Source organism: Bifidobacterium sp. LH_558 (assembly GCF_056356295.1).
In genome coordinates this window covers 139,196-163,245 of record NZ_JBKETZ010000003.1, presented here as the reverse complement: position 1 = coordinate 163,245, position 24,050 = coordinate 139,196, and the positions used below count along the sequence as shown (strand labels likewise).

21 protein-coding genes are annotated in these 24,050 nt (G+C 58.5%); 9 read left to right on the top strand and 12 right to left on the bottom strand.

Translation table 11 applies throughout. The annotated features are described in order from the left end of the window. Positions 1 to 134: 134 nt before the first annotated feature. The gene (locus tag AC1AV0_RS05505; protein WP_476571898.1) at positions 135 to 710 is read left to right on the top strand and encodes a TetR/AcrR family transcriptional regulator; all 576 of its coding nucleotides are present in this window, start codon (positions 135 to 137) and stop codon (positions 708 to 710) included. Between the two features lie 30 nt (positions 711 to 740). Here the strand turns inward: AC1AV0_RS05505 and AC1AV0_RS05500 are convergent, their stop codons facing one another. The 3 genes from AC1AV0_RS05500 to AC1AV0_RS05490 form a co-directional block, all read right to left on the bottom strand. Continuing rightward, on the bottom strand, positions 741 to 2,147 hold the full coding sequence (locus AC1AV0_RS05500; protein ID WP_476571896.1) for an MATE family efflux transporter: 1,407 nt from the start codon (positions 2,145 to 2,147) through the stop codon (positions 741 to 743). 147 nt (positions 2,148 to 2,294) lie between these two features. Then, the gene (locus tag AC1AV0_RS05495; protein ID WP_476571894.1) at positions 2,295 to 3,596 is read right to left on the bottom strand and encodes an alpha-amylase family protein; all 1,302 of its coding nucleotides are present in this window, start codon (positions 3,594 to 3,596) and stop codon (positions 2,295 to 2,297) included. Between the two features lie 153 nt (positions 3,597 to 3,749). After that, positions 3,750 to 4,058 (bottom strand): hypothetical protein, encoded by a 309-nt coding sequence (locus AC1AV0_RS05490; protein ID WP_476571892.1) that lies wholly within the window; start codon positions 4,056 to 4,058, stop codon positions 3,750 to 3,752. Positions 4,059 to 4,258: 200 nt separating this feature from the next. On the opposite strand from AC1AV0_RS05490, the gene AC1AV0_RS05485 reads away from it, so the two are divergent. Beyond that, complete coding sequence (locus AC1AV0_RS05485) at positions 4,259 to 5,155, top strand: hypothetical protein (protein WP_476571890.1); 897 nt, start codon at positions 4,259 to 4,261, stop codon at positions 5,153 to 5,155. 59 nt (positions 5,156 to 5,214) lie between these two features. Here AC1AV0_RS05485 and AC1AV0_RS05480 read toward each other — a convergent pair whose 3' ends face one another. The 4 genes from AC1AV0_RS05480 to AC1AV0_RS05465 form a co-directional block, all read right to left on the bottom strand. Further along, entirely contained in the window at positions 5,215 to 7,776 is a 2,562-nt protein-coding gene (locus tag AC1AV0_RS05480) for an ABC transporter permease (RefSeq protein WP_476571887.1), read from the bottom strand. An 11-nt stretch (positions 7,777 to 7,787) separates the two neighbouring features. Continuing rightward, complete coding sequence (locus AC1AV0_RS05475; protein ID WP_476571885.1) at positions 7,788 to 8,453, bottom strand: ABC transporter ATP-binding protein; 666 nt, start codon at positions 8,451 to 8,453, stop codon at positions 7,788 to 7,790. Between the two features lie 161 nt (positions 8,454 to 8,614). Beyond that, positions 8,615 to 9,907: a sensor histidine kinase gene (locus tag AC1AV0_RS05470; protein WP_476571883.1), complete on the bottom strand. Its 1,293-nt coding sequence runs from the start codon at positions 9,905 to 9,907 to the stop codon at positions 8,615 to 8,617. After that, entirely contained in the window at positions 9,904 to 10,647 is a 744-nt protein-coding gene (locus tag AC1AV0_RS05465) for a LytR/AlgR family response regulator transcription factor (RefSeq protein ID WP_476571881.1), read from the bottom strand. Before AC1AV0_RS05465 ends, AC1AV0_RS05470 begins: the two co-directional genes overlap by 4 nt. Positions 10,648 to 10,788: 141 nt before the next feature. Between AC1AV0_RS05465 and AC1AV0_RS05460 the strand changes: the two genes are divergently transcribed. From AC1AV0_RS05460 to AC1AV0_RS05450, 3 genes are all read left to right on the top strand, one after another. Further along, complete coding sequence (locus tag AC1AV0_RS05460) at positions 10,789 to 13,191, top strand: carbon starvation CstA family protein (RefSeq protein WP_476571879.1); 2,403 nt, start codon at positions 10,789 to 10,791, stop codon at positions 13,189 to 13,191. Positions 13,192 to 13,332: 141 nt separating this feature from the next. Next, entirely contained in the window at positions 13,333 to 13,539 is a 207-nt protein-coding gene (locus AC1AV0_RS05455; protein WP_476571877.1) for a YbdD/YjiX family protein, read from the top strand. Between the two features lie 325 nt (positions 13,540 to 13,864). Next, positions 13,865 to 14,935 carry a helix-turn-helix transcriptional regulator gene (locus tag AC1AV0_RS05450; protein WP_476571875.1) on the top strand — a complete coding sequence of 357 codons (1,071 nt, stop codon included), beginning with the start codon at positions 13,865 to 13,867 and terminating at the stop codon, positions 14,933 to 14,935. Between the two features lie 260 nt (positions 14,936 to 15,195). Here the strand turns inward: AC1AV0_RS05450 and AC1AV0_RS05445 are convergent, their stop codons facing one another. Next, complete coding sequence (locus AC1AV0_RS05445; protein WP_476571873.1) at positions 15,196 to 16,095, bottom strand: LysR family transcriptional regulator; 900 nt, start codon at positions 16,093 to 16,095, stop codon at positions 15,196 to 15,198. 260 nt (positions 16,096 to 16,355) lie between these two features. On the opposite strand from AC1AV0_RS05445, the gene AC1AV0_RS05440 reads away from it, so the two are divergent. Beyond that, positions 16,356 to 17,210 (top strand): aldo/keto reductase, encoded by an 855-nt coding sequence (locus AC1AV0_RS05440; RefSeq protein WP_476571871.1) that lies wholly within the window; start codon positions 16,356 to 16,358, stop codon positions 17,208 to 17,210. A gap of 192 nt (positions 17,211 to 17,402) precedes the next feature. Here the strand turns inward: AC1AV0_RS05440 and AC1AV0_RS05435 are convergent, their stop codons facing one another. The 4 genes from AC1AV0_RS05435 to AC1AV0_RS05420 form a co-directional block, all read right to left on the bottom strand. After that, complete coding sequence (locus AC1AV0_RS05435) at positions 17,403 to 17,777, bottom strand: type II toxin-antitoxin system PemK/MazF family toxin (RefSeq protein WP_476571869.1); 375 nt, start codon at positions 17,775 to 17,777, stop codon at positions 17,403 to 17,405. Further along, positions 17,767 to 18,042, bottom strand: coding sequence for a hypothetical protein (locus AC1AV0_RS05430; protein ID WP_072726717.1), 276 nt, complete (start codon positions 18,040 to 18,042; stop codon positions 17,767 to 17,769). The genes AC1AV0_RS05435 and AC1AV0_RS05430 overlap by 11 nt, the downstream gene beginning before the upstream one ends. A 145-nt stretch (positions 18,043 to 18,187) precedes the next feature. Then, positions 18,188 to 18,985, bottom strand: a complete 798-nt coding sequence (locus tag AC1AV0_RS05425) for a response regulator (protein ID WP_476571866.1) — start codon at positions 18,983 to 18,985, stop codon at positions 18,188 to 18,190. Beyond that, positions 18,982 to 20,307, bottom strand: coding sequence for a sensor histidine kinase (locus tag AC1AV0_RS05420; RefSeq protein ID WP_476571864.1), 1,326 nt, complete (start codon positions 20,305 to 20,307; stop codon positions 18,982 to 18,984). Before AC1AV0_RS05420 ends, AC1AV0_RS05425 begins: the two co-directional genes overlap by 4 nt. 267 nt (positions 20,308 to 20,574) lie before the next feature. Between AC1AV0_RS05420 and AC1AV0_RS05415 the strand changes: the two genes are divergently transcribed. From AC1AV0_RS05415 to AC1AV0_RS05405, 3 genes are read left to right on the top strand one after another with little or no spacing between them, the layout of a single operon-like run. Beyond that, positions 20,575 to 21,492 (top strand): ABC transporter ATP-binding protein, encoded by a 918-nt coding sequence (locus tag AC1AV0_RS05415; RefSeq protein ID WP_476572221.1) that lies wholly within the window; start codon positions 20,575 to 20,577, stop codon positions 21,490 to 21,492. 9 nt (positions 21,493 to 21,501) lie between these two features. After that, positions 21,502 to 22,758, top strand: a complete 1,257-nt coding sequence (locus AC1AV0_RS05410; protein ID WP_476571862.1) for an ABC transporter permease — start codon at positions 21,502 to 21,504, stop codon at positions 22,756 to 22,758. Next, positions 22,745 to 24,037, top strand: a complete 1,293-nt coding sequence (locus AC1AV0_RS05405) for an ABC transporter permease (RefSeq protein WP_476571860.1) — start codon at positions 22,745 to 22,747, stop codon at positions 24,035 to 24,037. Before AC1AV0_RS05410 ends, AC1AV0_RS05405 begins: the two co-directional genes overlap by 14 nt. Positions 24,038 to 24,050 lie beyond the last annotated feature (13 nt).

Genomic DNA, 24,050 nt, shown 5'->3' with positions numbered 1-24,050 from the left:
GTGTCGTGTGATAGGTCGAATAAAATGCTGCATGTATCGCACGACAGTGGTTGGACAATCATTTCTGGGTCCTTGGTCGCGTGTGCGCCGTCTATCATGCGACACTTGTCGGGTTATGCGGAGACAATATCGTCATGGTTATGAAACAGCCCGAGGTCACCGCCCGAACGCGCAACCGTCTTCGCCGCGCGTTCTGGATGCTGTATGAACGCCAACCCATCGAGAAGATCACAGTGCGGCAGATCACCGATCTCGCCGGATACAACCGCGCCACCTTCTACATGTACTACACCAGCGTGCTCGATTTGCGCGAGCATGTGGAGGATGATTTCATCGCGCGACGCATGACCGCCATACGGGATGTGATTGTCGATTTCAGCGATCCGGAGAGCATCCGCATCAATCTCGCCGCATTTCTCGATCAGACCGCCAAAGACAAGCCTTTCCTCAAAGTGTTGCTCGGTCCGCACGGCGACCCCGCGTTCGTGGAGAAGATGAAGGAGGCCGTCAAGCCGTTTATGATGCCTTTTATCGAACGGAACGTCGGCGAAGACGCTGCGGGACGGAACATGGAATACGTGCGGGAGTTCTATTTCTCAGGCGTTCTCGCCGTGATCCGCCGATGGCTCACCGACTCCGACCCCATGCCCGCCGAGGAACTGCTCGAACTTATCGTCAGCGTGTTCATGCCCGAAGTCAGCGTCGAATAACGCGCGCGTTTGTCCGGCCGGTTTGGCCGCTTAGCGTGCGGGTGTGCGGCGCGAGGGACGGTAGACGATCAGCGAGCCGAGCACCAGCGCGGCGGTGACGGCGAGGGAGATCGGGTAGACGAGCATAATCGACTCGAACGTGCGGTGGTTGGGGAACACCAGCAACACCCAGCCGATACGCGTGCCGCACACGCCGATCACGGTAAGCAGCGCCGGCACCAAGGAGATACCGAAACCGCGCAGATATCCCGAGGCCATCTCATAGGCCATGGAGAAGATATAGCCGATGAACACCATGGTCAAACGGATATAGCCGATATCGACGGCCTCGGGGTCGTGCACGAAAATCATCAGCAGACTACGGCCGAACAGCAGCACCAGCGTAATCGCAGTGGCGGTGGCGACCACATCCTCCAAATAGCAGACGGCAAGCACCCTGCGGCATCGGCCGAGCTGGCGGGCACCGTGATTCTGCCCGGTGAAGGTGGCGCACGCCTGGGCGAAGGAATTCAGCACCTGATAGGCGAACACCTCGATATTGAACGCGGCGCTGGAAGCCGCCATCACCGTGGTGCCGAGGGAATTGATCGCGCCTTGGATAATGACGTTGGCGAACGCGAACACCGCGCCCTGAATGCCGGCGGGCAAGCCGATGCGCAGAATCGAACGCATGGCCATCATATCCACTCGCAGTTCACGCAAATCGACATGGATCGGCGCATCGGTGCGCATCAGCATACGCAGCAGCACCAGCGACCCGAAGGCGTTGGACAGCACGGTGGCGATGGCGACGCCCGCCACGCTCATATGCAGACCCGCGGTGAACATGAGCCCCAAAGCCACATTGAGCACGCCCGCCATGGCGAGCACCTTCAACGGCGTGGCGGTGTCGCCCACGGAACGGAAGATCGCCGCCTCGAAGTTGTAGAGCAGAATCACCGGCAGGCCGATCAAGTAGATGCGCAGATACACCAAGGCGAGCGGATACACGTCGGCCGGCACGTTGAGCATGCCCAGAATGGCGGTGGCACCCAGTTCTCCGACGACCAGAGCCGCCAGACCGCCGGCGACGGCCATAACGATCGCGGTATGCACCGCCTTGCACACGCCGTCCATACTGCCGCGGCCGATCGCGTTGGCGATCACCACATTCGCGCCCAACGACACGCCTATGAAGAAGTTGACGACCAGCATGACGATGAAGCTATTCGCGCCCACCGCCGCCACAGCCTGCGTGTCGTCGCTGCCGGAGAAATTGCCGACGATGGCCACGCCGGCCGCGTTGAACAGCTGCTCCAGAATGCCTGTGGCCGCCACCGGCAGCGCGAACATAAGCACACGGTTCCAGATGGGGCCGTGCAGCATGTCGATGGTGCCTTCGCCGTTTTTTTCGCCGCTCGTATTATTCGTCGTTTCGACTGTGTGCTCGTCTTCCACCGCGACCATCCCTTTCGCCCTCTGCACAATGTGCCGGCAGGATTATAGGAGCGTGAGGCTTCGCGGGACAATAGCTGCTCGCTATGCGGTTCTATAGCGAAACCACATAGCGAAACGACATAACGCGCGGGCTGGGGCTGATGACCTTCAGTGCCGGTAGAGCGTCGCGCCGGTTTCGTCGGCGATGGTGACGTGTGGGGCTTTGGAGTCGGTGATGTCGAGATCCACGGTGATGCTGTGCGTGCCGTCGGCGCTGGTGGAGCGGTAGACGTAGCGCGTGTTCTCCAACGTCAGGGCTTCGGTGCGCGCCTCGACCAGCCACGAGTTGCGTCGGCGCAGTCCGATCAGATCCTGATGGGCGCGGTAGACGGGTTCTCCCAGCGTGGAGAGTTCGGTGGGGGAGTCGGGGAATTTGGGACGGATGTCGTCGTCGCCGCCGAAACGTTCCTGTTTGATTCCCGTATAGCCCTGTTCGTCGCCGTAGTAGATGCTGGGCACGCCGCCGACCGTCATCAGCACGGCCAGCGCGAGCAGCGCTTTGGGCTGGCCGATCTGCGAGGCGATGCGCGTCACGTCATGGTTGCCGATAAAGGTCTGCGGCACGAAGGTGTCGAGGAAGGCGTTATGCCGTTGTAGATTCCAGTCGAGCTCGAAGAAGTTGTCGGTTTCCAGACTGTGCTGGATGGACTTCCACAACTCGTATTGCGTGGTCGAATCCATGCCGGATTCGCGTACGATGGCCGGATAATCGCCGTGGATCACCTCGCCGAAAATCCAGGCTTGCGGATGGTTGGCGCGCACCCGCGGCAGCACCTGCGCCCAGAACGACGGCGGTACGGCGTATGCGGCATCCAGACGCCAGCCGTCGGCACCGCGGTCCAGCCAGTAACCCATCACATCGGCGACCAAATCCACGGTCCGCAGTGCCGTATGATCGAGGTCGACCAGTGAGCCATGCCCCTCGAACACGTCGAGCGAAGGCTTGCCGGCATCATCGGCACCCACGCGAATCAACCCATGCCAAGGATTGTCCGCGGCGGCGAGCCTGCCGGAAGCTTCGTCCAACGCCGCCTGCACAGCCGGATGCTCGCGCCCCACATGATTGAACACGCCATCCAAAACAAGCTTGATCCCCTTGTCTCGGCAGGCGGCCGCCAAACGGTCGAAGGCCTCGTCGCCGCCGAGCCGCGCGTCCACGCGCTTGTAATCCAACGTGTCGTACCCATGCGAGGAGGATTCGAAAATCGGGCCGAGCAGCAGTCCCGAAGCGCCCAACTCGATCGCGTAGTCCAGCCAATCGACCAACGCGTCGAGACCTCGCCCGTTGAAGTCGCTGCCGTATTGGCGGCGGATGTCGCAACCGCAGAATCCCAAGGGATACACCTGCCAAAACATGCCATAGCGCACCCAATCGGGCATGGCGTGAGTCGTAAATGTGGCGGTCATCATATCTCCCGTCGGTCAGGTCCCTCGGTCAGGTCATTGACACCCATTGTTCCATGCGAGACGCACGGACGGAACTAGGCACCGTTTTGGAGCGGTGCCTAGTTTTGCGTTGCGGATGCCTTGACGGGAGGTCTCAGGCCCCATATGGGCTCGTCGTTACTTCTTGCCGCCGAACAGACCGCCGACTGAGCCGAGAATCGACTGCAGCGCGTCGCCCTTCATGAGATCCTGCGCGAGACCGCCCAGGTCGCTGATATTGAAATCCTTGCCTTGCAAGGCGGAGGCGAGCGTGCCGACGACCTCGTTCACCTGCTCGTCGTTAAGCTTGATGCCGGTCACCTTTTCGATCATGGCGCCGGGGTCGACGCCGAAGGACTTCAGCATCTGCGGATTGTCTTTGATGGCGCTGGTGAGCTGATCGACGATCTGCTGATGTCCGGCATCACCGGTTGTTTTCTGTGTCATGGGCACACCCTTTCTTCGCTCTGATGTGTGTCAGCTAGACCATCGTCGCACGCTGGAAGACGCTTGACAGGCCGACTTGCGCAATCTTCGTGCGGGGGCGTACCGCTTTCAGGTACGTTGCGCCACCTACGCCCCGTCAGGGGAGGATTCGCGTCCATATAATCGCGGTTGTTGCCTGTAAATCGACGATGGAGAGCATCATGGCAGAGAAGAAGAGCCCGGCGAAGCGCACCAGCAAGCGCGTCGACGATCCCAAAGACCGCAAGTTCATCGACCGTTCCACCGGCGAGAGCGTCACGGACGTGAAGGCTCACAGCGCCTCGGGCGTCGACCTGGACGCCTCGCACGCGCGCCGCCGCTCCCAAGCCATGCCGCTGCGTATCGTGGCGTTCGTGCTGTGGCTGGTCGGCATCGTGATGGAAGTGCTGGCCGTGCTGGAGATGAACGGCACCTTCAACTTCCCCGCTCTCGAGCGCATGTGGTGGATCATCATCCTGCTGGTGATCGACTTCGGATTCGTGCTGGCCGGCTCACTGACGTGGAATCGCGCCAACAGCATCGATCCGGCATCAAAGAAGAACGCCGTGGCCTATTGGATCCAGACCGAACTCGGCGTGATCATCGCCGTGATCGCGTTCGCCCCGATCATCCTGCTGATGCTGACGAACAAGGACCTCGACAAGAAGACCAAAACCGTGTGCTCCATCGTGGCCGGCGTCGCGCTGGTCGCGGCCGGTCTAGGCGGCGCCAACTGGCAGCCCACCACCTCCGAGGCGTACGATCAGGCCGAGGTCGCCGCATCGCAGCTCGCCGATGACGGCAATGTGTACTGGACCTCGTCCGGCGACGTGTACCACTTCAATCCGGACTGCCCGCATCTCAAGCGTTCCGCAGAAATCTACTCCGGCACCATCGAAGAGGCGTTCGCGGACAACCATAAGACCCGCGCCTGCAAGGATTGCGCCACCGAGGGAGGCCGCTACGTGCTGAAGGACGAGGCGGACGATTCCTCGCAAAGCGACGGCTCCGACGAGTCAGGCGATACCGGAGACGAACCCGACGATTCGGCCGACGCCGAAACCGTCGGCGAGGAGTGATCGTAGTTCATTTCCTGTTCATGCGGTCAGTGACGGTTGCGCTGACCGCATGAACAATGTCAATCGGTTGCCCTCAGTCTTTCGACAATACTTTGCTTCTCCAGATTCTTGAAGCAGATATAGGGGATCAGAATCGCAAGCGCAATCAGAACAGGCGTACAGATCACCAGCGGCAACAGCGTGAAGTGGAATGTCGCCGTCCAATCGGTCGAGACCATCATACGAACGCCAATTCCCACGGCCAGAGCACCCAAAACATAGGACGCCAACAAGGTGCTTCCGGCGTAGTACAAGCCCTCGTCGATCAGCATGTGCCGAAGCTGTCGCTTTGTCATGCCGATGCTCTGTATCATGGCGAATTCTTTCCGCCGGGAGACAATCGCCGTCAGCATGGAATTGATGAAGTTCAACATGCCGACAAAAGCGATAATCAAGCTGATGGCGAAGCCCATAACCGTATTGGCCCGTGTCTGTTCCTGATAATGCTCAATCAGAGTGGATTTCGCGGTATAGTTCAGGGATTTATCCACGTTGTCGCGGTAGTCGACCAGCATGTTTTCCGCCTGCGGCTGGTATTCCTCCGCCACATCGAAGAACAGCTTTCGCAAGGTGTTGTCCGGGTGCGTCTCCCGGAATGTATCCGCCGGAAGATAGAACGAAAGGAAATCCTGCGTACTGCTGTTGACGCCCTCCGTGATTGTGGGTATATCCGCCACAATCGCCATCACTTCATACTGTCGTCCGTCCAGCTCCACCATATCCTCAACGGAATAGGTCGGCTGGGTTTCCTTCTCACTGTCCTCTGCGCCGGTGGCTGCCTCCATCACCACATAGCCTCCGGATAGGAACGCATCTTTATCAAAGGTGCCATCCAATATCCGGCCGTCTTGTGCGAAAGCGTCCAGTATCAGGCCGTCAACGCCGTACAGCATGGAAACGCATTCGCCGCTTTCGATTATGTCATGGTAGGCTTCGGCCAGCCCCGCATCCGTTGCTTCAATGTAGGCGATTCGATCATCGGCCTGGTAATAGGTCTGGATATTTTCAAGGGCGGAGGCCCCGATCTGGTGGGTGAATACTTGCGAATACAAGCGCCCCGTGGCTTCCAGCCCGGGAATCCCCTCAATGTTCTGTGCCAGCTCCGGGGAAATGGTTGTGCCGTAGGGATTATAGGTTCCGAAGGTGGAGGAAATTGAGCTGTCCTCTACCTCAAAATCACTGATAACCGTCTGGCTCATATATTTATCAATGTCAAAGCTGGCGTTTTTCGCAAAGACGCAGGAAAGCAGCACAAGCCCCAGCGTCAGGGAACAGACCACCGTAATGGTGCGCTTCTTGTTCCGTCCCAAATTGGCCAACGCCATCTTCGGGATGCTTGCGCCGCCGGTGCTTTTCTTGATTTTTCGTGTGCTGATGGTGCCTGCATCGGTGTAGCGCAGAGCCTCCATCGGGGAAACCTTGCCGGCGATTTTGGCGGGCCTCATGCAGGAGATCAGGACGGTCAGATAGGCGAACACCGCAGAACCAATGAAGATATAGGGATTGACCGCTGCTTTTGCCTCTCCTGTTGTCCCGGTTATCATCACCGGCACCAACACGGCTCCCAGCAGATACCCGATCGCAAGTCCGATAGGAATGCCGATCAGCGACAAACGGTTGGCTTGCCCGTAAATCATCGTCTTGAGTTGCTTTCTGGTGGTTCCCAAAGTTTTCAACCTGCCATAAAAGCGGATGTCGCCGGCGACGGAAATCTGGAAAATGTTGTAGATAATCAGATACCCGCTGGCAAATACCAACACCATGCAAATTGCCATCGGCAGCACTTCGCGGATGATGTTCTGGTTCATGGTGGCGTCATAGGCAGCATTGGGAGAAAAGGACACGTCGGACAGTCCGGTGTCGGCTGCGATTCGCTCCGCCGTCCCTTCCAGATCGCCGTCATTGTGAAGATCGAGGTGAAGCATCACGGTTCCCAAAACCTGCCCGTTCGCAAGCTGCGTTTCCTGGTCGATATCTGCGCACTGGATTTGGACGAAGGTTTCGGAAACCCATGCCATGCTTGCCATCGCGGCGGAATTGCCGTCCCAATAGCCGGAGAGAACGAAGGTGCTGGTGGTGTACTCATCAGAAGTTAAGTCCTTGCGCCATCCAAGGGTGATTTTTTGCCCTAATTCATAGGGCAGCCCCATCTTGTCAAGGGTGAGGGTGTCCAACGCGATCTCGTTTTCCCGTACCGGCATGGTTCCCGTTGTGGGGTAGGAAAAGCTGGAACGAGCGTAGTTTTCGTCGGCATAGCGGATTTCCACCTGCCGACCGGTCAATTCCTTATTTTCGGCCACGCCTATGATCGCGCTTTTCCCGTAGTCCCGAACAGCTTCGTGGGTGATGATTTTTTCCACATCGGCGTCCGTCATGGTGCCGGAGCTCAAATGGCTGTTATATCCGGCCTGCTGGAAATTCATGTTCCGTATATTGCTCACCATGCTTTGCGACAGGACGAACAGGGACGTGAACATAACCGTTGTGAGGATGATGGCGAAGACGGCGATCAGGTTGCGGGTTGTATTCGCCTTGAAACTGCGGTTTGTCAGTGTGTGAATGATTAATTTCTGTTCTTTCATGGTGTCGCGCCTTACTGTGCAATCCGGCCATCTTCAATGCGGATGGTGCGGTCCGCCCGCGCTGCGATTTCCGGGTTGTGGGTAATCATCACAATGGTCTGATGGAATTTCTGGCTGGTGACTTTCAGAAGTTCAATCACTTCGTCACTGGTTCTGCTGTCCAGATTGCCGGTCGGTTCGTCGGCAAGGATAATGGCCGGTTTGCTGGCCAATGCCCTTGCGATGGCCACACGCTGCTGCTGGCCGCCGGAAAGGGTATTGGGCATATTGTGGAGCTTCTTTTCCAGCCCCAGCAGCGCCATGATCTCCTTGATGAATTGCGTATCCGGCTTTTTCCCGTCAAGCTGAATGGGCATGACAATGTTTTCGTACACATTCAGAATGGGAACCAGATTGTAGTTCTGGAAGATGAAGCCGATCCGCTGGCGGCGGAATACGGTCAAGTCTTCATCTCTCAGCTTGCCCAGTTCATAGTTATCCACCTTGACCGTTCCGGAAGAAGGTCGGTCTAAGCCGCCCAACATATTCAGCAGGGTGGATTTACCGCTGCCGGATGTGCCGATGATGGCAACGAATTCGCCCGGCTCGATGGAAATGCTCACGCTGTCCAGAGCCTTGACGATGTTCGGTTCCGCGCCGTATTGCTTCGTCAATTGCTTGGTGCTCAAAATACTCATGCCATAGCCTCGCTTTCTTTTCTGGTTTTGTTTTCACCGTATCCAGGCAAAGAAAAGGCGCAATGGATAATGCGTAATCTAATATTGACGATGAGAAAACTATGATTTTCCGTCGAAATAAGAGCAGAAAACGCCGCTTCGCGAAGAAGCGGCGTTTTCGATTAAGGGCAAGGAATCAGAATATTCAGCCGATAGGTTCCTTCTTCCTGCTGGAAGCTGCACTGGCCGTCGTATTTCTCTATGGCTTTTTTGATATTGGGAATCCCAAAGCCATGTACAAAGCGGTCTTTCTTTGTGGTTCTCTCGGCCAGATGGTTCCCCGGCAATGTATTGTTTTCCACGGTGATAAGCAGCATATCCCGGACGCGCTCGGCCTTAACGGTAATCAGGCGTTTGGATTCCGGCAGTTTTTCACTGGCCTCTATCGCATTGTCAATGGCGTTGCCGAAGATGGTACTGATGTCCAGCGGCTCTATAAAGTCAATCCCGTGAAAGTCGACCATAGCGGAAAAATCAATCTGCTTTTCACGGGCTTTTGCCGCCTTATCTTTTACAATGATGTCCAGAAATTCATTTCCTGTGTGCGCATAGTCCTCGTACTCTGTGATTTGGGAGCGCAGTGTTTTCGCCATCTGGCGTGTTTCCTCTGTATTCTGCCTGTTTTCCATGACAAGCAAATGGTTTTTCAGGTCGTGGTAGATGGAGCGAACCCGTTCCTCATCTTTCATTTTCTCCTGATAGTAAGCGAACTGCTGCTGAAGCTGGGCGATTTGCATTTTGTCCCGCTGCTCCTGTTCCCGCAGATACATGGTGTTTTTCGCATAGAGAAATGTCATAATGCCGGCCGCAGGAAGAGCCGTTGAAACAATATAGTGGAGTCTGTCTCCCACGACTCCTAGGTTCAAATGCATATAAACATCCGACATAAAAACCACTATTGCGAAAATAAATACCGTTGTCAGCAAAATAAAGTCTTTATAATTCACTTGATAGGTGAAATTTCTGCACATCAGATATGAAAGGCATAAAACTACAATCCGTGCAACCAAAATGATTGCATAAATTTCCCAGCGCATGAGCGAATCGCCGTCAATCACAACAATAATATCGTCCTGATAGAAAGCGTATCCTATCAGCATTCCCAGGCCTTCGGTCAGTATTGGTATCGTAATCAGGTACGCTTCATAGCAAATACCGCATGTGGCAAATGAGTCTGCATAGCATGTTTTTATTACAGTCAGACCGACGATGATAAGAACGGGAATTTTGTATGCACCCAACTCAGTAAACCATGTCATAGCATAAATACTGAGAAAATATATGCCTATGATGATGCACTTATTTGCGAAGGCGCTGAAACGAGGCTTTTTGCATAACCATAAGCAGAATAGATACACTGAAATGGCCTCTGTCGCCGTTGAAAATATATCTAAAATCTGATATGCCCATGTCATAACATATCTCCCCAATAGTCAGTCAGACGCTCCATAAATTCTTTGCGCTTCGGCTGGCTGATGGGAATGGTCTCGCCTGAAATCAACTCAATATCCAGCTTTTTAATGCCTTTCACATAAAACAGATTGACTATATAGCTGGTATGGCAACGCACAAAGTCGTTGCCGCGCAGGGCCCGTTCCATTTCCTTCATGCTTTTGTAGCAGATGATGTTTTCCTGTTCGGTATGGAACATCAGATTGCGGTTGAAGGTTTCAATATAGCGAATGGATTTCAGGGGAACCTTGTATTTTCCCGTGTCGTTGGCGATCACCAGAGAAGGTTGTTCTTCTTTTCGGCTGCGCTCTGCGAATTTATCCAGCTCCGATTTCAGACGGGCGTACTGTAAAGGTTTGATGATGTAGTTGGTCGCCTGATACTTGTATCCCTCAAGCCCGTACTGCGTGAGAGTGGTCAGGAAAATAATCCCCACGCGTTCATCCATCCGCCGAATGCGCTCGGCGGCATGAAGGCCGTTCACCAGTTTCATACGAATATCAAGGAAAATCAGGTCTATGGTGGGATCGTATTTCTCGATCAGCTCCATGCCGTCATAGTAGGGAGTGATCTTTATATCCCGTCCTGTTTCCTTGCTGTATTGGTTCAATAGGTCGGTCAAATGCTGAACAAAAGCTTTTTCATCGTCACAAATCGCTATATGCAACACCGGTTCACCTGCCTTCCCTCTATCGTCCATCATATGTGAGCCATCTCATAGTCCGCTCATATAGTGGACTTTTTCTTTCCAAGCAATGTATGGGGGTTAGCGTGATGGAAGCCACGGAACACCTACTGTGGCCGATTCACAGAGATACACGAGAGAATCACGAACGAGGACATCATGACGAACGTTGCGTCATCCGCGGCCGCCCAAGCGCCAGCGCCGGGCAGGCTGGAATTCGAGAACGACTACACGCCGGCCGAGGCCGAGCGTGTCATCCGCAACAGCAAGGGGCTGCCCGTCGGCGTGCGCCCGAAGATGGTGTGGACCTGGCCCAAGGCCCTGCTGTGGGCCGCCATCGCCATCGTCGGCGCCATCGGTTGGTCCATCCTCGCCGTCTCGCGCGGCGAACAGATCAGCGCCATCTGGTTCGTGATCGTGGCGCTGTGCTCCTACGCCATCGCCTACCGCTTCTACGCGTACTACATCCAAATGAAAATCATGCGCACCGATGACGCGAACGCCACCCCGGCCGAACGCGTGCACGACGGCGCGAACTTCGAACGCGCCGACCGCCGCGTGCTCTTCGGCCAGCACTTCGCCGGCATCTCCGGCGCGGGCCCGCTCGTCGGCCCGATCCTGGCCGCGCAGATGGGCTACCTGCCTTCCGTGCTGTGGATCATCCTTGGCGTGATCCTCGCCGGCGCGGTGCAGGACATGCTGGTGCTGTGGATCTCCGCCAAGCGCCGCGGCCGCTCCCTCGGCCAGATGGCCACCGATGAGATGGGCAAGTTCGGCGGCATGATCCTGTCGATCTTCCTGGTGGTGATGACCGCCATCGCCATGGCCTTCCTTGCGCTCGTGGCCATCAAGGCCATGGCTTCCTCGCCGTGGGCCGTGTTCTCCATCGGCATGACCATTCCGATCGCCCTGCTGATGGGCTGCTACCAGCGCTTCCTGCGCCCGGGACGCGTGATCGAAACCACGCTGCTCGGCTTCGTGCTGCTCGTGCTCGACATCGTCGCCGGCGGCTATATCGCCGACTCTCCGATCCTCGCCCCGATCTTCACCCTGACCGCCCCGCAGCTGGTGATCGCCCTGGTGATCTACTCCTTCGCCGCCGCCGCGCTGCCGCACTGGCTGCTCGTCACCCCGCGCGACTACCTGTCCACGCTGATGAAGATCGGCACGCTGGTGCTGCTGGTGATTGGCATCCTCATCGCCAATCCTTCCGTGCAGGTGCCGGCCCTGACCGAACTGGCCTTCACCTCCAACGGACCGACCTTCTCCGGCGACCTGTTCCCGTTCCTGTTCATCACCATCGCCTGCGGCGCCCTCTCCGGCTTCCATGGCGCGGTGAGCTCCGGCCTGACCCCGAAGGCCGTTGAGAAGGAGAACCAGATCCGCATGATCGGCTACGGCTCCATGCTGGTCGAATCCTTCACCGCCGTAATCGCGTTGATCGCCGCGATCACCCTGAGCCAGGGCCTGTACTTCGCCACCAACATGTCCGCTGCGCAGATCCAGGCCACGGCCGGCGAATCCTACTCCGCCGAAGCTTCACCCGAAGCCAACGCCGTCGCCGCCACCGAGAACATGCAGGTCTCCGATATCGAAGGCGAGCAGATGGCCACCACGTGGGAGTCGGTCGACGAGAACGGCGAGACGGTGGTTTACGAGGGTGAGGAGGCGCTGACCCGCGCTGCCGAGGATCTCGGCGAGCAGAGCATCGTCTCGCGCACCGGCGGTGCCACCACCTTCGCCATGGGTATGGCGAACTTCCTCAAGTCCTACCTCGGTGGACAAAGCTCCCTGAGCTTCTGGTACCACTTTGCCATCATGTTCGAAGCGCTGTTCATCCTCACCACCGTCGACAACGGCACCCGCGTGGCCCGCTACCAGATCGGTGAGATGCTCGCCAACGTCAAGCGACTCAAGAAGTTCAGCGACCCCACCTGGAAGCCCGGCAACATCATCACCACGCTGGTGGCCACCGCGCTGTGGGGCGGCCTGCTGTGGATGGGCGTGGCCGACGCGAACGGCGGCATCAACGCCATGGTTCCGATCTTCGGCATCTCCAACCAGCTGCTTGCGGCCGCCTGCTTCGTGCTCGTGACCGTGTGCGTGGTCAAGATGGGCCGCGCCAAGTACGCGTGGATCCCCGTCATTCCGCTTGTGTGGGATGTGGCCGTGACCTTCACCGCCGACTTCCAGAAGATCTTTGGACCGTTGAGCTACTTCACTACCGCCGCCAACTATCGCGCGCAGATCGAATCCGGCGCGTTGGAGGGCGAGGCGCTGGCCAACGCGAGGGCCGCTCTGGGCAACGCCTACCTCGACGGCATACTGAGCGTGTTCTTCCTTGTGATGATGGGCGTGTTCGTGATCGTCGGCATCGTGGTCGTCGCCAAGACGCTGATCTCGGGCAAGACGGGCGTCGAAACCACCAGCGAGGAGCCGTTCGTCGAATCCGAATGGTTCGCCCCGTCCGGTCTGGTCGCTACCAAGCTGGAGCAGAAGGTGCAGCGCGAATACAGCGCCAAACTGCACGAACTCGCGCAAAACGCTCAGGCCGCCGCCTGAAACAAGGAAATGTCATTCTGAGCGGAGCGCAGCGGAGTCGAAGAATCTCACCTGCAATATGCCGAAGAGATTCTTCGACTCCGCACTTCGTGCTCCGCTCAGAATGACGATTGGTACATATCTCGAGTTGGTGGAAAGAACATGAACGTCGTATTGGACAAGCTTAAGCATGCATGGCGCGGCATCGTCTGGTATCTGCGCGAGGTCAGCGGCGAGGCTCGGTACGACCATTATCTCGAGCACTTCGCCGCCGAGCATCCCGGCGAAACCCCGATGAGCGAGGTCGAATACCTGCGCGCCCGTGAGGAATACGACCGCCTGCACCCCAACACCAGTTGCTGCTGTTGAGCGGGTTCGCACGGAGCTCGAGGAGAGTGAGAGGCGTGCGACTTTTCCACACATGAAAGTCACATCGCCTCACAAGACGAAATGGCGGCATTCCAAGGAATGCCGCCATTTCATGTTCGTTTTGGGTTGCCAAAAGGGTCGCACGAGCGTTTGATGGGGATGGTTCCGTGCGCAACCTGTCAGGATGAAAACGTTGGAATGACGCCGATGCAACCGTGGGTTGCGGAGAAAAAACGGGATGCGACCGCAAGTTGGTAGCGCGAGGATGCGTCGATGTCGCATAGTGAAGCCGTACACTGATGCGTAACCGGTAAGGAGTCCTGAGATGAGCTTCCGCGACAATCTGCAATATCTGAGAGCGAGCCGCAATCTGACGCAGGAGCGTCTGGCGATGCTGCTGGGCGTCTCACGTCAAGCCATATCCAAATGGGAGAGCGAAAAGGCCTATCCCGAAATGGACAAGCTGATGATGATCTGCGAACTGTTCGGCTGCACGCTGGACGACCTAGTCATGGGCGATGTGCGCAATCCCGCGAATCCAACCGTCACATCTCATAATGCCTCCGAGCTCGTTGAGGCCATCGACGAACGGCAAGTCGAGAAGGGTGGATTACCGATGGCGGCATCCGCGGAACCGGTACAGGATATGACCGGTTACGACGACCATGTGCGCCGGTTCGCCCTCATGATCGCATTCGGCGTCGCGGCGATCATCGTCGGCGTAGGATTGTCGAATCTGTTCGACGACAACCATTCGATCATCGGGCCGAGCCCGTGGAACGAGGTGCTGGCTGTCTTATTCGTGTTCGTCGGCACGGTTATAGGATTGATCCTGCTGATTCCGGGCGGCATGCGGCACGGTGACTTCAATCGCCGGCACCCGTTCATCGAGGATTTCTACACCGACGCCGACCGCACGTACGCCACGCGACGTACCGCTGTGGGCGTGGTCGTCGGCATCGCCGTCATCATCATCGGCATCCTGATACTGATATACGCCGAAGAGGTGCTGGGAGTCGACGGCGGATGGCCGGTATGCCTCATGCTGATGACAGTCGCAATCGGCGTATGGCTGTTCGTCTATGTGGGCATTCGCCATGAGTTGATGAATATCGACGAACGCAACGCCTCATTGGAAAAGGAACGCAAGGAACGCGCCGGTGAGCGCGACCGCTATGGAGAGCTCACCGGGGCAGTGTGCGGCATCATCATGATCATCGCCACCATCATCGCCCTGTTGCTTCTGTTCATGGGCGAGCCCATCGATGAGATGGATTGGTCCGACGGATGGCGCACCGGACAAGGCCTGTTCTGGCTGCCGTGGCCCATCGGCGCCCTATGCTGCGGCGTCGCCGCGCTGATCATCCAAATCTTCAAAAGCCATCATGACCGGTAGCGAAGGGAGATCCTTCGACTCCACTTCGTTCCGCTCAGGATGACGGAGAAGATTTCGCTTTGCTCAGGAGACGTTGATGTCCATGCCGTCATGTCGAGCGGGGTCGAGACATCTCTCCTCAAAGAGTAGGCATTCAACGTCATGCTGAGCGGAACGAAGTGGAGTCGAAACATCCCTGTTAAGAATGACGTTGGGGATAAGTGCATGCTACTGCTAAAGATGGATGGCTTGCACGCGGCGTGAACAGCAGTAAGAGAGAGTCATTGCGCGGTCTCCAGTGCTGTTGAGACGGCGTCGAGGAATGACGCCACTCCCGCGACGGGATTCTGCTCATGGATGATGCCGTAAGGCACTCCTCCCGGAACGTCGATAGGACGGGAGACGAGCAGCGGATGCACATCACTCCACCCGTCAAGCGCCAGCAGCGGTATGCCATCCTGTGCGCAAGCGTTGAACAAAGCGGTGTCGTAGTAGGGAGGACCATCGAGAATCTCCACCTGTCCGCATGCCGCGAGGATGGAATCTCGCGCGGCATCGTTGACGGGACTGATGCCGCGTGGCAGCATGCGCAGCGTACTACCATCGAAGTCGGCGGGCTTAATGAGACTCTTGCAGGAGAGCGGGTGCTCGCGTAACAGATAGGCCTCGATCCGTCGGTTGCCGAACGGTATGAGTCCGCAGAAGTCCCGTGCCGGATCGGCATCGAACGGGCCGACCATGATGTCGTACGCCTGTCCGACGAGACGATGGGCGCGGTCGTCCTGCGAATCCTCGAAGGGGATGATGGTTAATGAAAATCCATTGCGGAGCTCCGGTGATTGGTCCCAAAGTTCGGTGATGGTCCTGCATGGGTAGAGTGGCGACGTGCCCACTCGAATGGAGATCTTGGCATGGTCTTGTTTTTGGCGGGCTCGTTCCAGAGCGGCTTTTCCCAGTCGATCGAGTCGTTGCACGTCGCGCAGCAATGAGGCACCTGCGGCCGTGGGGAGTACGCCGCGTGACGTTCTTTCTAGCAAACGGAATCCGCATCGTCGTTCAAGACGGTCGATCTGTTTCATCACGGCCGTTGGCGAGAGGAAAAGCCTCTCGGCCGCCTTGTTGAAACTGCCTGCCTGAGCGACCTCGACAAACGTGTAATACAACGCATCCAGCATCGGCATCTCCAATCTTTCTATCAACCGTAGGTTAATGCTATACGAACAAGTCGGAACTTCCACATCGAGGGTTTCTTCCTTAGTATGAAACTGACGATATTCGGAAAAAGGAGTGTGGCGGTGAGCTCTGATGAGCGAAGCGTGATGCAGACCGTCGATGTATGCGAATGGAACGGTGCTGGTCTGTGAAGGCGCGGCTTCTCTCGATAGCTTGCTGCGATATCTGGAAATGATCCGAACAATCTGGTGAAACGAAAGGGAAAACAATGGAATATCGTATGCTCAACGACGGCAATCGAATGCCGATGGTCGGAATCGGCACTTACCTCAACAACGACCCTGTCGAATGTGAGCGAAGCGTGTTCGAAGCGATCCGTGCGGGATACCGTCTGATCGACACGGCGCAGGCGTACGGCAATGAAGAGGCCGTGGGGCGGGGTATTCGGCGTGCGATACGCGAACTGGACGTGACTCGCGAAGAGTTGTTCGTTGCCGGTAAGGTATGGTTCCGTTCTTTCGAGCCCGACGCATGTCGCGCAAGTGTGGAGGAATCTCTGCGGAAGCTGGGCGTGGATTATCTCGACCTCATGCTGCTGCATTGGCCGTTCGGTAATGTGTACGGCGCGTGGCGCACGCTCGAGAACATGCAGATGGAAGGCAAGATTCGGTCCATCGGCGTGTCCAATATGACGATGGACCGTCTGCTTGATCTCATTGAGTTCAACCGCGTCACGCCGGCCGTCAATCAGATTGAAACGCATCTGTACTGTCAGCGAAAAGAGGAGCGCGCTTGGATGCGTGATCTGGGAGTCGCGGCTCAGGCCTACGCCCCATTGGGACAGGGCCGCATCGCGGAGATGTCAGCCGAACCCGTCATCTGCCGGATCGCCCAAACGCATGGCAAGTCCGCGGCGCAGGTCATGCTGCGGTTCCTGACGCAGGGCCAAGTGGGCGTCATTCCCAAAACGGTGCATGCCGACCGCATGGCGGAGAACCTCGACGTGTTTGACTTCACCTTGTCCGAAGAGGAAATTACCGCACTTGAGGGTCTCGACACCGCCAAGCCTTTCATCGGGGATTCGGACAATCCGGACAAGGTGCGAGCCGCGTTCACTTGGTAAGCCCCATCGGAGAGATAGATTGGCCTGTCGGCTGGCGCGCCGGACAGGGGTTGTTCTGGCTGTCGTGGCCCATCGGCGGCCTGTGCAGCGGCGTCGCCGCGTTGACCAGCCAAATCTTCAAAAGCCATCATGGCCGGTAGTTAGAGAGCTTTAGCGCTTGTCTTCCACTGGCTCTAGCCGCGAGTGATCACGCTAGAGCCAGACGAATCGTTCCGGCGGTAGCGACGTAATGACCTGACTCAGTCGTTCGATGTCGTTGCGGGACAAATGACCGTAGTAGCCGTCGAGTCGTGCGGTCTCAAAGCGCACAAGTTGCGCGCAGCGGGCGGTGCTGAGGTGATCGAGTCCGGCTTCGGCCCAATCCTCGATATGAATGTCGCCGTCTTCGGTCCATGTGGGATTACTGGTGACCTTTACTCCCACGCCTTCCTCACCGTCGTTGGAGATTCTGATCACCGCAATGGGGCGATATTTGCCGCGTCCTTTATCGTCTTCGTACCTTACCCAAGCGCGTACCACGTCGAAACGACGCAATTGATCGGGGAGGGGCTTGCGATCAGTCATCATCGTCTTTCCAGGACTTGGGAAGAATCATCGCGCCATCCTCGTCATATCGAGGCTGATATACGAGAGCGTCCGGGATGTCGAAAATCGGCCCGTCCTCATCTTCTCCGATCACGCTGACGCCTGTGGTGGCAGGCTTGAACGAGTTCACCCAGTCGGCGACATACTCATCTGGCGTCATGCCTTTAAGTTTGGCGAGGCCGCTGAATACGCGCAAAGCATCCGCATCTACGTTCATGGGCTTAGGATCGAATATCGCAGTGGACATACAAGCCTCCTTTCGCACACATTCTATCTAAACAATCGTATGCCCTAGTATCGGTTTTAGCTTCAGGAGATCCTTCGACTCCACTTCGTTCCGCTCAGGATGACGAATTAATTATCATCACCATCATCATGGTAAGGATTTTCGGTTAGCGGTGGGTGTTGAGCCAGAGGATGGCGAGTTGGGTGCGGTTGGACAGGTGCAGTTTGTCGAGGATGGTGCTGATGCGGTTGCGTACCGTGCCTTCGCTCAGGAACAGTTGCGCGGCGATTTCACGGTTGTCGAATCCTTCGGCGACCAGGGCGGCGACGTCCCGTTCGCGGTCGGATAGGGAATGCAGTAGACGCAGGCCTTCGTCCGTGGCGCAGTTGCCGCCATTGATGGGGATGTTGCGGTTGGTTTCTCCAGTATTGGCGTTTGCGTTGGGAGCGCTGGGAACGTTATGCGTTCCGACAGGAGATTTTGTTTTGAGCAAGGCGGGCCGGCCGTCTCCCGCCAAGCTGCGTCCGTCCGCCGCCGATCTGCGTTCGGTTCCCGCGGCGGTGAGTTTGCCGAGCACTTCGGCGCCGAGCACGATCTGCCCGGCCATCACCGCCTGTACGGCCGGCGCGACCGAGGCCACGTCCTGTTTGATGAGGTAGCCTTTCGCGCCCAACGCCATGGCCTGGTCGATATAGGATTTGTCCGCGAAGGTGGTGAGGAAGAGGATGCGGGCCGCCTTGTCGAACTCAAGGATGCGGCGCGCGGCCTCCAGTCCGTCCATGCCGGGCATCTGGATGTCGATCAGCATCACATCGGGCCGCATCGCCGGGCCGGAACGGTAGCGTTCCAGCGCTTCTGCTCCGTCGGCGGCCGTCCAAGCCACTTGTGCGACGCCCGTCGCCTGAAGAATCGTGGTGAGTGATGAGCACACGATGGCGTCGTCGTCCGCGATGGCCACTTTCATGAATCCGCTCCATTCCGTGTATTTCGGGCTAAGGATTGATCGTCGCCGTCGTAATACGCGAACGAGGCTTTGGGAATCGACACGAACACCCGCCATCCGTCGCCATAAAGGCCAGCCGAGCAGACGCCATCGAGAGCCCGCACCCTGGCTTCGATATCGGCCAATCCCATACCGCGGCGGTCCTTGTGGTCCTCGTGCGGTATGACCGTGGATCCGCCGACCGGACGCGAGTCCATCGTCGATGCAGACCTTCCACCGCCGTGGGGATTCCTCCGCGCGACGGCATCGCCGTTATCCTGTATGACCAGCTGCCAGAACGCGGGGAACTCCTGTGCGACCACCGCCACCTGAGTGGCCATGCTGTGTCGCGCGGCATTGGACAGGGATTCGCGGATAACCGCGGCGAAACAGCGGGCGACCGGCGCGGGCGCATCATCGACGGTGCTGCGCAGGTCGACGCGCAGGCGGTCCGTCGAACGGGCGGCATCCGCCATCCATGCGGCGAAATCGACCCCCTCATCATCAAGATCGTGCACGGAACGCCGCACCATCGTCATGGCCTCATCAAGGGTTTCATGAATATCGGCGAAACTCTGCTCGGACACGGCATCATGCCTCGCCTCGGCGAGCACGCGCGATGCCTCGCTTTGCATGATCGCACGGGTGAGCAGATGGCCCACATTATCGTGGATGTCGCGTGCGATGCGTGTACGCTCGTTCAGCATGGCGGTATGGGCCGCCGCCATGCGATCCTCATGGGCGTCGGAGAGCTGACCTTGCAATGCCCGCACGCTGTTGCGCCGCTCATCCTGTATGCGGTTCAAACGAAGTCCCGTCAACATCCGCTGATGCACGGACGATCCCCACAGGAACGCCACCGTCGCCAACAGGGCGATCACGACGCCGGGGGTACGCCAGTCGGGGCGGCTCGACAGCGTCCAACCCAACGGAACCATCCATAGATACGGCAATACCACGGCACCGCCGATACGCCGCAGCCAGGATTCTGGACGCGGCATGGCACGGCGATGATGCGCGTCCCGCGCCGCGTTGGGATGACCGGTGAGACGGCGGGCGTCGAACGCGACCGTCGGCAAGACAAGAATGAACGCCGGCAGTACCAGCGAGCATGCGATCATCAGACATCCGGGAATCCACGCCCAAGAGAACCGCATCGTGACGAGCAGCCATTCCGTCACCGACGCGCAACAGACGGCCGTCAGCATCACGGCGATATCCCATGCCGTGACGGAACCCCGCCATTGGACGAGCAGTAGCGCGCACAACGCTGTCAGCAGCAGCTTGTCCAATAATCCGGTCATACCCCACGAGTCTACCCACCTTCGTCGGCTATGTGGCTGTGACAAATGTCATTGTCGAAAATCAAATCGTGAGCGTAGTCACCGGTGTCGAGCCCCATGCATGGGCGATGATGGAACTATCGACGATATGGGAGGGTGATGATGAGAGATATGGCACACGAATCGCGTCCGTCTGACGTGCGGCCGGCCTCGTCGGCACGGGAGCGGAACGATGATGCGTCGGATTCAGCGGTCGAAGTGAGAGGATTGGTCAAACGGTACGGCGACATGCTGGCGCTTGATTATTTCGACCTCGACGTGCGGCGCGGTGAGATCTTCGGTCTGCTCGGCCCCAACGGATCCGGCAAATCCACGGCCATCAACTGTATCCTCGCATTGCTGACCTACGACGAGGGCGAGATCCGCGTTTTCGGTGAGCCGGTCACGCCGACCAGCTACAGCGTGAAGCGACGCATCGGCATCGTGCCGCAGAACGTGGCCGTGTTCAACGAGCTCACCGTCACGGAGAACATCGACTACTTCTGCTCGCTGTACGTAACCGAACGCAAACGCCGCGCCGAACTGGTCGATCAAGCCATCGATTTCGTCGGATTGGGGGAGTTCCGCAAGTTCCGCCCCGGCAAACTCTCCGGCGGCCTCAAACGACGGCTCAATATCGCCTGCGGCATCGCCCACCAGCCGGAGCTGATTTTCTTCGACGAGCCGACCGTGGCCGTCGATCCGCAAAGCCGCAACGCCATTCTCGAAGGCATCCGGCGGCTCAACCGCGAAGGCGCGACCATCGTATACACCAGCCATTACATGGAAGAGGTCGAACGGATCGCCGACCGCATCCTCATCATGGACCATGGCCGGCATCTCGCGCTCGGCACCGCCGAAGGACTCAAAGACATGATCGGCATGGGGGAGCGCATCAGCGTCGCGACCCTGGATCTCGACGACGAGACGCTGCGGCGCATCCGCGCGCTGCCGTTCGTCATCGAAGCCGCTTGGGACGGCAAGGAGTTGGACGTGCGCTGCCGACGCGGCGAACGCAATCTCGCCGACCTGCTCGACCTGCTCAACGAGTCAGGCGTCAACGTCGGGCATCTGACCAGCCGTCCGCCCTCCCTGAACGACGTGTTCCTGGAACTGACCGGCACCGCCCTGCGCGATTCGGCCGACGGCGACGGAACCGAAGAGTAGGAGCAGGCCATGTGGAGTACATTCATCGCCATGATGCGCGTCAACCTGCGCGACAAATCAGGCATGTTCTGGATGATCTGCTTTCCCATCATCCTCGCCACCATGCTGCAGGGCGTATTCGGCGGCATCTCCGAGCAGAGCGTGATCGAGCCGGTGCCGGTGGCCGTGGTGTCGGATGCGGCATGGGACGGCGCGTACGGTGCCGAACGCTTCGTGCGTGCCTTGGCCACGGGCGGCGACGGCGAGACCACGCTGGTGAGCATAACCGAAACAAGCGAGGTCGAGCAGGCCGAGGAATTGCTGGACGATGGCGACGTGCGCGCCATACTGGCCGCGGACAACGACGGCCGCATCGCCATGACCATCTCCTATACGACCGCGGCCCAAGTGCAAGCGGCCCAAGTGAACGGCGGCGACGCGACCTTGATCAGCCTGAGCGCGTTAAGCAATGCGCTCGACGTATTCAACACGAACAGCGGCGTCATCGCCGACACCATCACCGAGGCGTTGCGACGCGATCCACAGCTGGCCGGCGACCCCGACTTCTGGACGGCATTCAGCGACCGGCTCGGTACCGACGCCGCCGGCTCCGGCACCGCCTCCTACACCAATGAGATTACGCTCACACGGTTCACGCCCGAACCCATGGCCAGATACCACTTCGCGCTGCTGGGCATGGCCGCCATGCTGAGCATGCTGTTCTCCTGCATCCCCTTGGGGTTCATGCAAGCGAACCTGACCGACAGCGGCGCGCGCATCACCGCGGGCGCGCTGCCGAAATCACAGATGGTATTGGGAGTGTTCCTCGCCGGATGGCTGATGTCGTTCCTATCCTCCAGCATCGCGTTCCTATACATCCGTTTTGCGCTCGGCATCACCGTCGGCGGACGTGAGATCCTGGCCGAGGTCGGACTGCTCGTCGCCTCGTTCACCGCCAGCGCCTTGGGACTGGCGCTCGGCGCGATCCCCAAACTCTCCTTGAACGCCAAAAACGCCATATCGATCGCCATCTCCGTCGGATTGTCCGTTCCCGCGGGACTGATGGGCGTCACCTCCATGTCCGTCAACGACACGATTCAACGCGAGGCTCCCATGCTTCACCTCATCAACCTCGTCAAACAGGTCTCGAATCTGTTCTATGACCTGCTGTACTACGACAGCCTCGCCCCGTTTGCCCAAACCATCGCCGTTCTGCTCATCATGTCCGCGCTCGCCATGGCCGCGGCGACGGCTCTGCTCAGGAGGCAACGCTATGCGCACCTGTAAAACCGCATTTCTTGTTATTTGGTCGCATAAAACCGTGTTTTTCCTCGGTTATCTGTTCGCTTGCAGTCTGATGATGATCGTGCTCTCCGTCGGCGTGGTCCACGGCGTGCTGAACGACGGGAACGAGCGCGCCATCACCTTCCACCAATCGACGGTAGGCGTGGCCGTCATCGACCGGGACACCGATTCGCAGCATGCGTTCAAGCAGGGACTTGAACGCGCGTTGGCCGACAACGCGACCTTCCACGACGTGCGCGACACCACACGCGACATGCAGGACGCCGTGGCCACCGATCAGATCAAACTTCTGGTCATCATCCCGCGAGGTTACACCGAACGATTCGTCCAAGCCGCACGCGAGGGGAGCGCGATGCCCAGCGTGGACACGGTGACCGGTTCCGGCTCCGGCGCGGCCGCCATGGCCGGCATCCAAGTCAACGGATTCCTCGACGCGGTGCGCATCGCCCTTGCCTCGGACGAGGACGCCACAATCGACGAAGCGATCGAGCGCGTGGCCGAACAGCGGGCCGACCTGCCGCAAGTGGCGGTGCGGGCCGCGGGCGGCGACGGCACGTCGGAACGCCATACCGCGGTGTCGATCACCGCGTTCATCGTGGTGGCGGGCAGCATGGTCTACTCGATGATGATTGTGATGACGCTGTCCGTCGGTCTGGTGGTGTCGCGGTTCAACGAAACGCTCGTCCGCTCGCGGCTGGCGGCGGCGCCGCAATCGTCCGTGGGCATCGGCGGCGGCGTGATGGCCGCCAGTCTGATCGTGGCGGTGGTCGTCTGGGCGTACCATGTGGCGCTGCTGTTGATCGTCGGTGCTGTGATGCCGGGCGGTTTGGGCGCGTTGGCGCCGTCTCGCATCGCTCTGTCGCTGACGGCGATGTTGGTGCTCTGTCTGACGGCGTTGGCGTTCGGCTTCATGGTCGGGCAGTTCTCACTGTCGTGGAACGCCACCAGTGGTGTGGCCAATGTGGCGAGCATGGTGGCGGCGTTCCTTTCCGGCGCGTGGGTTCCCTCGTCGATGATGCCCGACGCCGTGATCGCTTTGGCCAAATTCACGCCCGGCTGGTGGTATACGGAGTCCATCTACCAATCCTTCGGAGGACGCGACGCCGTCATCGCCGGAGCGCCTGATCTGGGTGGCTGGTGCGCGTCGGTCGGCGTGCTGCTGCTGTTCGCGTTGGCCTTCGTCTCCATAGGATTGACGGTCGGACGTCTGCGTCAGCTCAATCCCACAGCCGCCGGTCCCGCGTTGACGCAGGTGGTGTGACGGTCGGGTGCCG

Excerpts from the sequence above, each read along its gene's own strand:
- AC1AV0_RS05440 (WP_476571871.1), top strand. The coding sequence starts at position 16,356 with ATGGAATATCGTATGCTCAACGACGGCAATCGAATGCCGATGGTCGGA.
- AC1AV0_RS05505 (WP_476571898.1), top strand. The coding sequence starts at position 135 with ATGGTTATGAAACAGCCCGAGGTCACCGCCCGAACGCGCAACCGTCTT.
- AC1AV0_RS05495 (WP_476571894.1), bottom strand. The coding sequence starts at position 3,596 with ATGATGACCGCCACATTTACGACTCACGCCATGCCCGATTGGGTGCGC.
- AC1AV0_RS05450 (WP_476571875.1), top strand. The coding sequence starts at position 13,865 with ATGAGCTTCCGCGACAATCTGCAATATCTGAGAGCGAGCCGCAATCTG.
- AC1AV0_RS05490 (WP_476571892.1), bottom strand. The coding sequence starts at position 4,058 with ATGACACAGAAAACAACCGGTGATGCCGGACATCAGCAGATCGTCGAT.
- AC1AV0_RS05410 (WP_476571862.1), top strand. The coding sequence starts at position 21,502 with ATGTGGAGTACATTCATCGCCATGATGCGCGTCAACCTGCGCGACAAA.
- AC1AV0_RS05475 (WP_476571885.1), bottom strand. The coding sequence starts at position 8,453 with ATGAGTATTTTGAGCACCAAGCAATTGACGAAGCAATACGGCGCGGAA.
- AC1AV0_RS05445 (WP_476571873.1), bottom strand. The coding sequence starts at position 16,095 with ATGCCGATGCTGGATGCGTTGTATTACACGTTTGTCGAGGTCGCTCAG.
- AC1AV0_RS05435 (WP_476571869.1), bottom strand. The coding sequence starts at position 17,777 with ATGATGACTGATCGCAAGCCCCTCCCCGATCAATTGCGTCGTTTCGAC.
- AC1AV0_RS05480 (WP_476571887.1), bottom strand. The coding sequence starts at position 7,776 with ATGAAAGAACAGAAATTAATCATTCACACACTGACAAACCGCAGTTTC.
- AC1AV0_RS05485 (WP_476571890.1), top strand. The coding sequence starts at position 4,259 with ATGGCAGAGAAGAAGAGCCCGGCGAAGCGCACCAGCAAGCGCGTCGAC.
- AC1AV0_RS05430 (WP_072726717.1), bottom strand. The coding sequence starts at position 18,042 with ATGTCCACTGCGATATTCGATCCTAAGCCCATGAACGTAGATGCGGAT.
- AC1AV0_RS05455 (WP_476571877.1), top strand. The coding sequence starts at position 13,333 with ATGAACGTCGTATTGGACAAGCTTAAGCATGCATGGCGCGGCATCGTC.
- AC1AV0_RS05470 (WP_476571883.1), bottom strand. The coding sequence starts at position 9,907 with ATGACATGGGCATATCAGATTTTAGATATATTTTCAACGGCGACAGAG.
- AC1AV0_RS05420 (WP_476571864.1), bottom strand. The coding sequence starts at position 20,307 with ATGACCGGATTATTGGACAAGCTGCTGCTGACAGCGTTGTGCGCGCTA.
- AC1AV0_RS05465 (WP_476571881.1), bottom strand. The coding sequence starts at position 10,647 with ATGATGGACGATAGAGGGAAGGCAGGTGAACCGGTGTTGCATATAGCG.
- AC1AV0_RS05405 (WP_476571860.1), top strand. The coding sequence starts at position 22,745 with ATGCGCACCTGTAAAACCGCATTTCTTGTTATTTGGTCGCATAAAACC.
- AC1AV0_RS05415 (WP_476572221.1), top strand. The coding sequence starts at position 20,575 with ATGCTGGCGCTTGATTATTTCGACCTCGACGTGCGGCGCGGTGAGATC.
- AC1AV0_RS05460 (WP_476571879.1), top strand. The coding sequence starts at position 10,789 with ATGACGAACGTTGCGTCATCCGCGGCCGCCCAAGCGCCAGCGCCGGGC.
- AC1AV0_RS05425 (WP_476571866.1), bottom strand. The coding sequence starts at position 18,985 with ATGAAAGTGGCCATCGCGGACGACGACGCCATCGTGTGCTCATCACTC.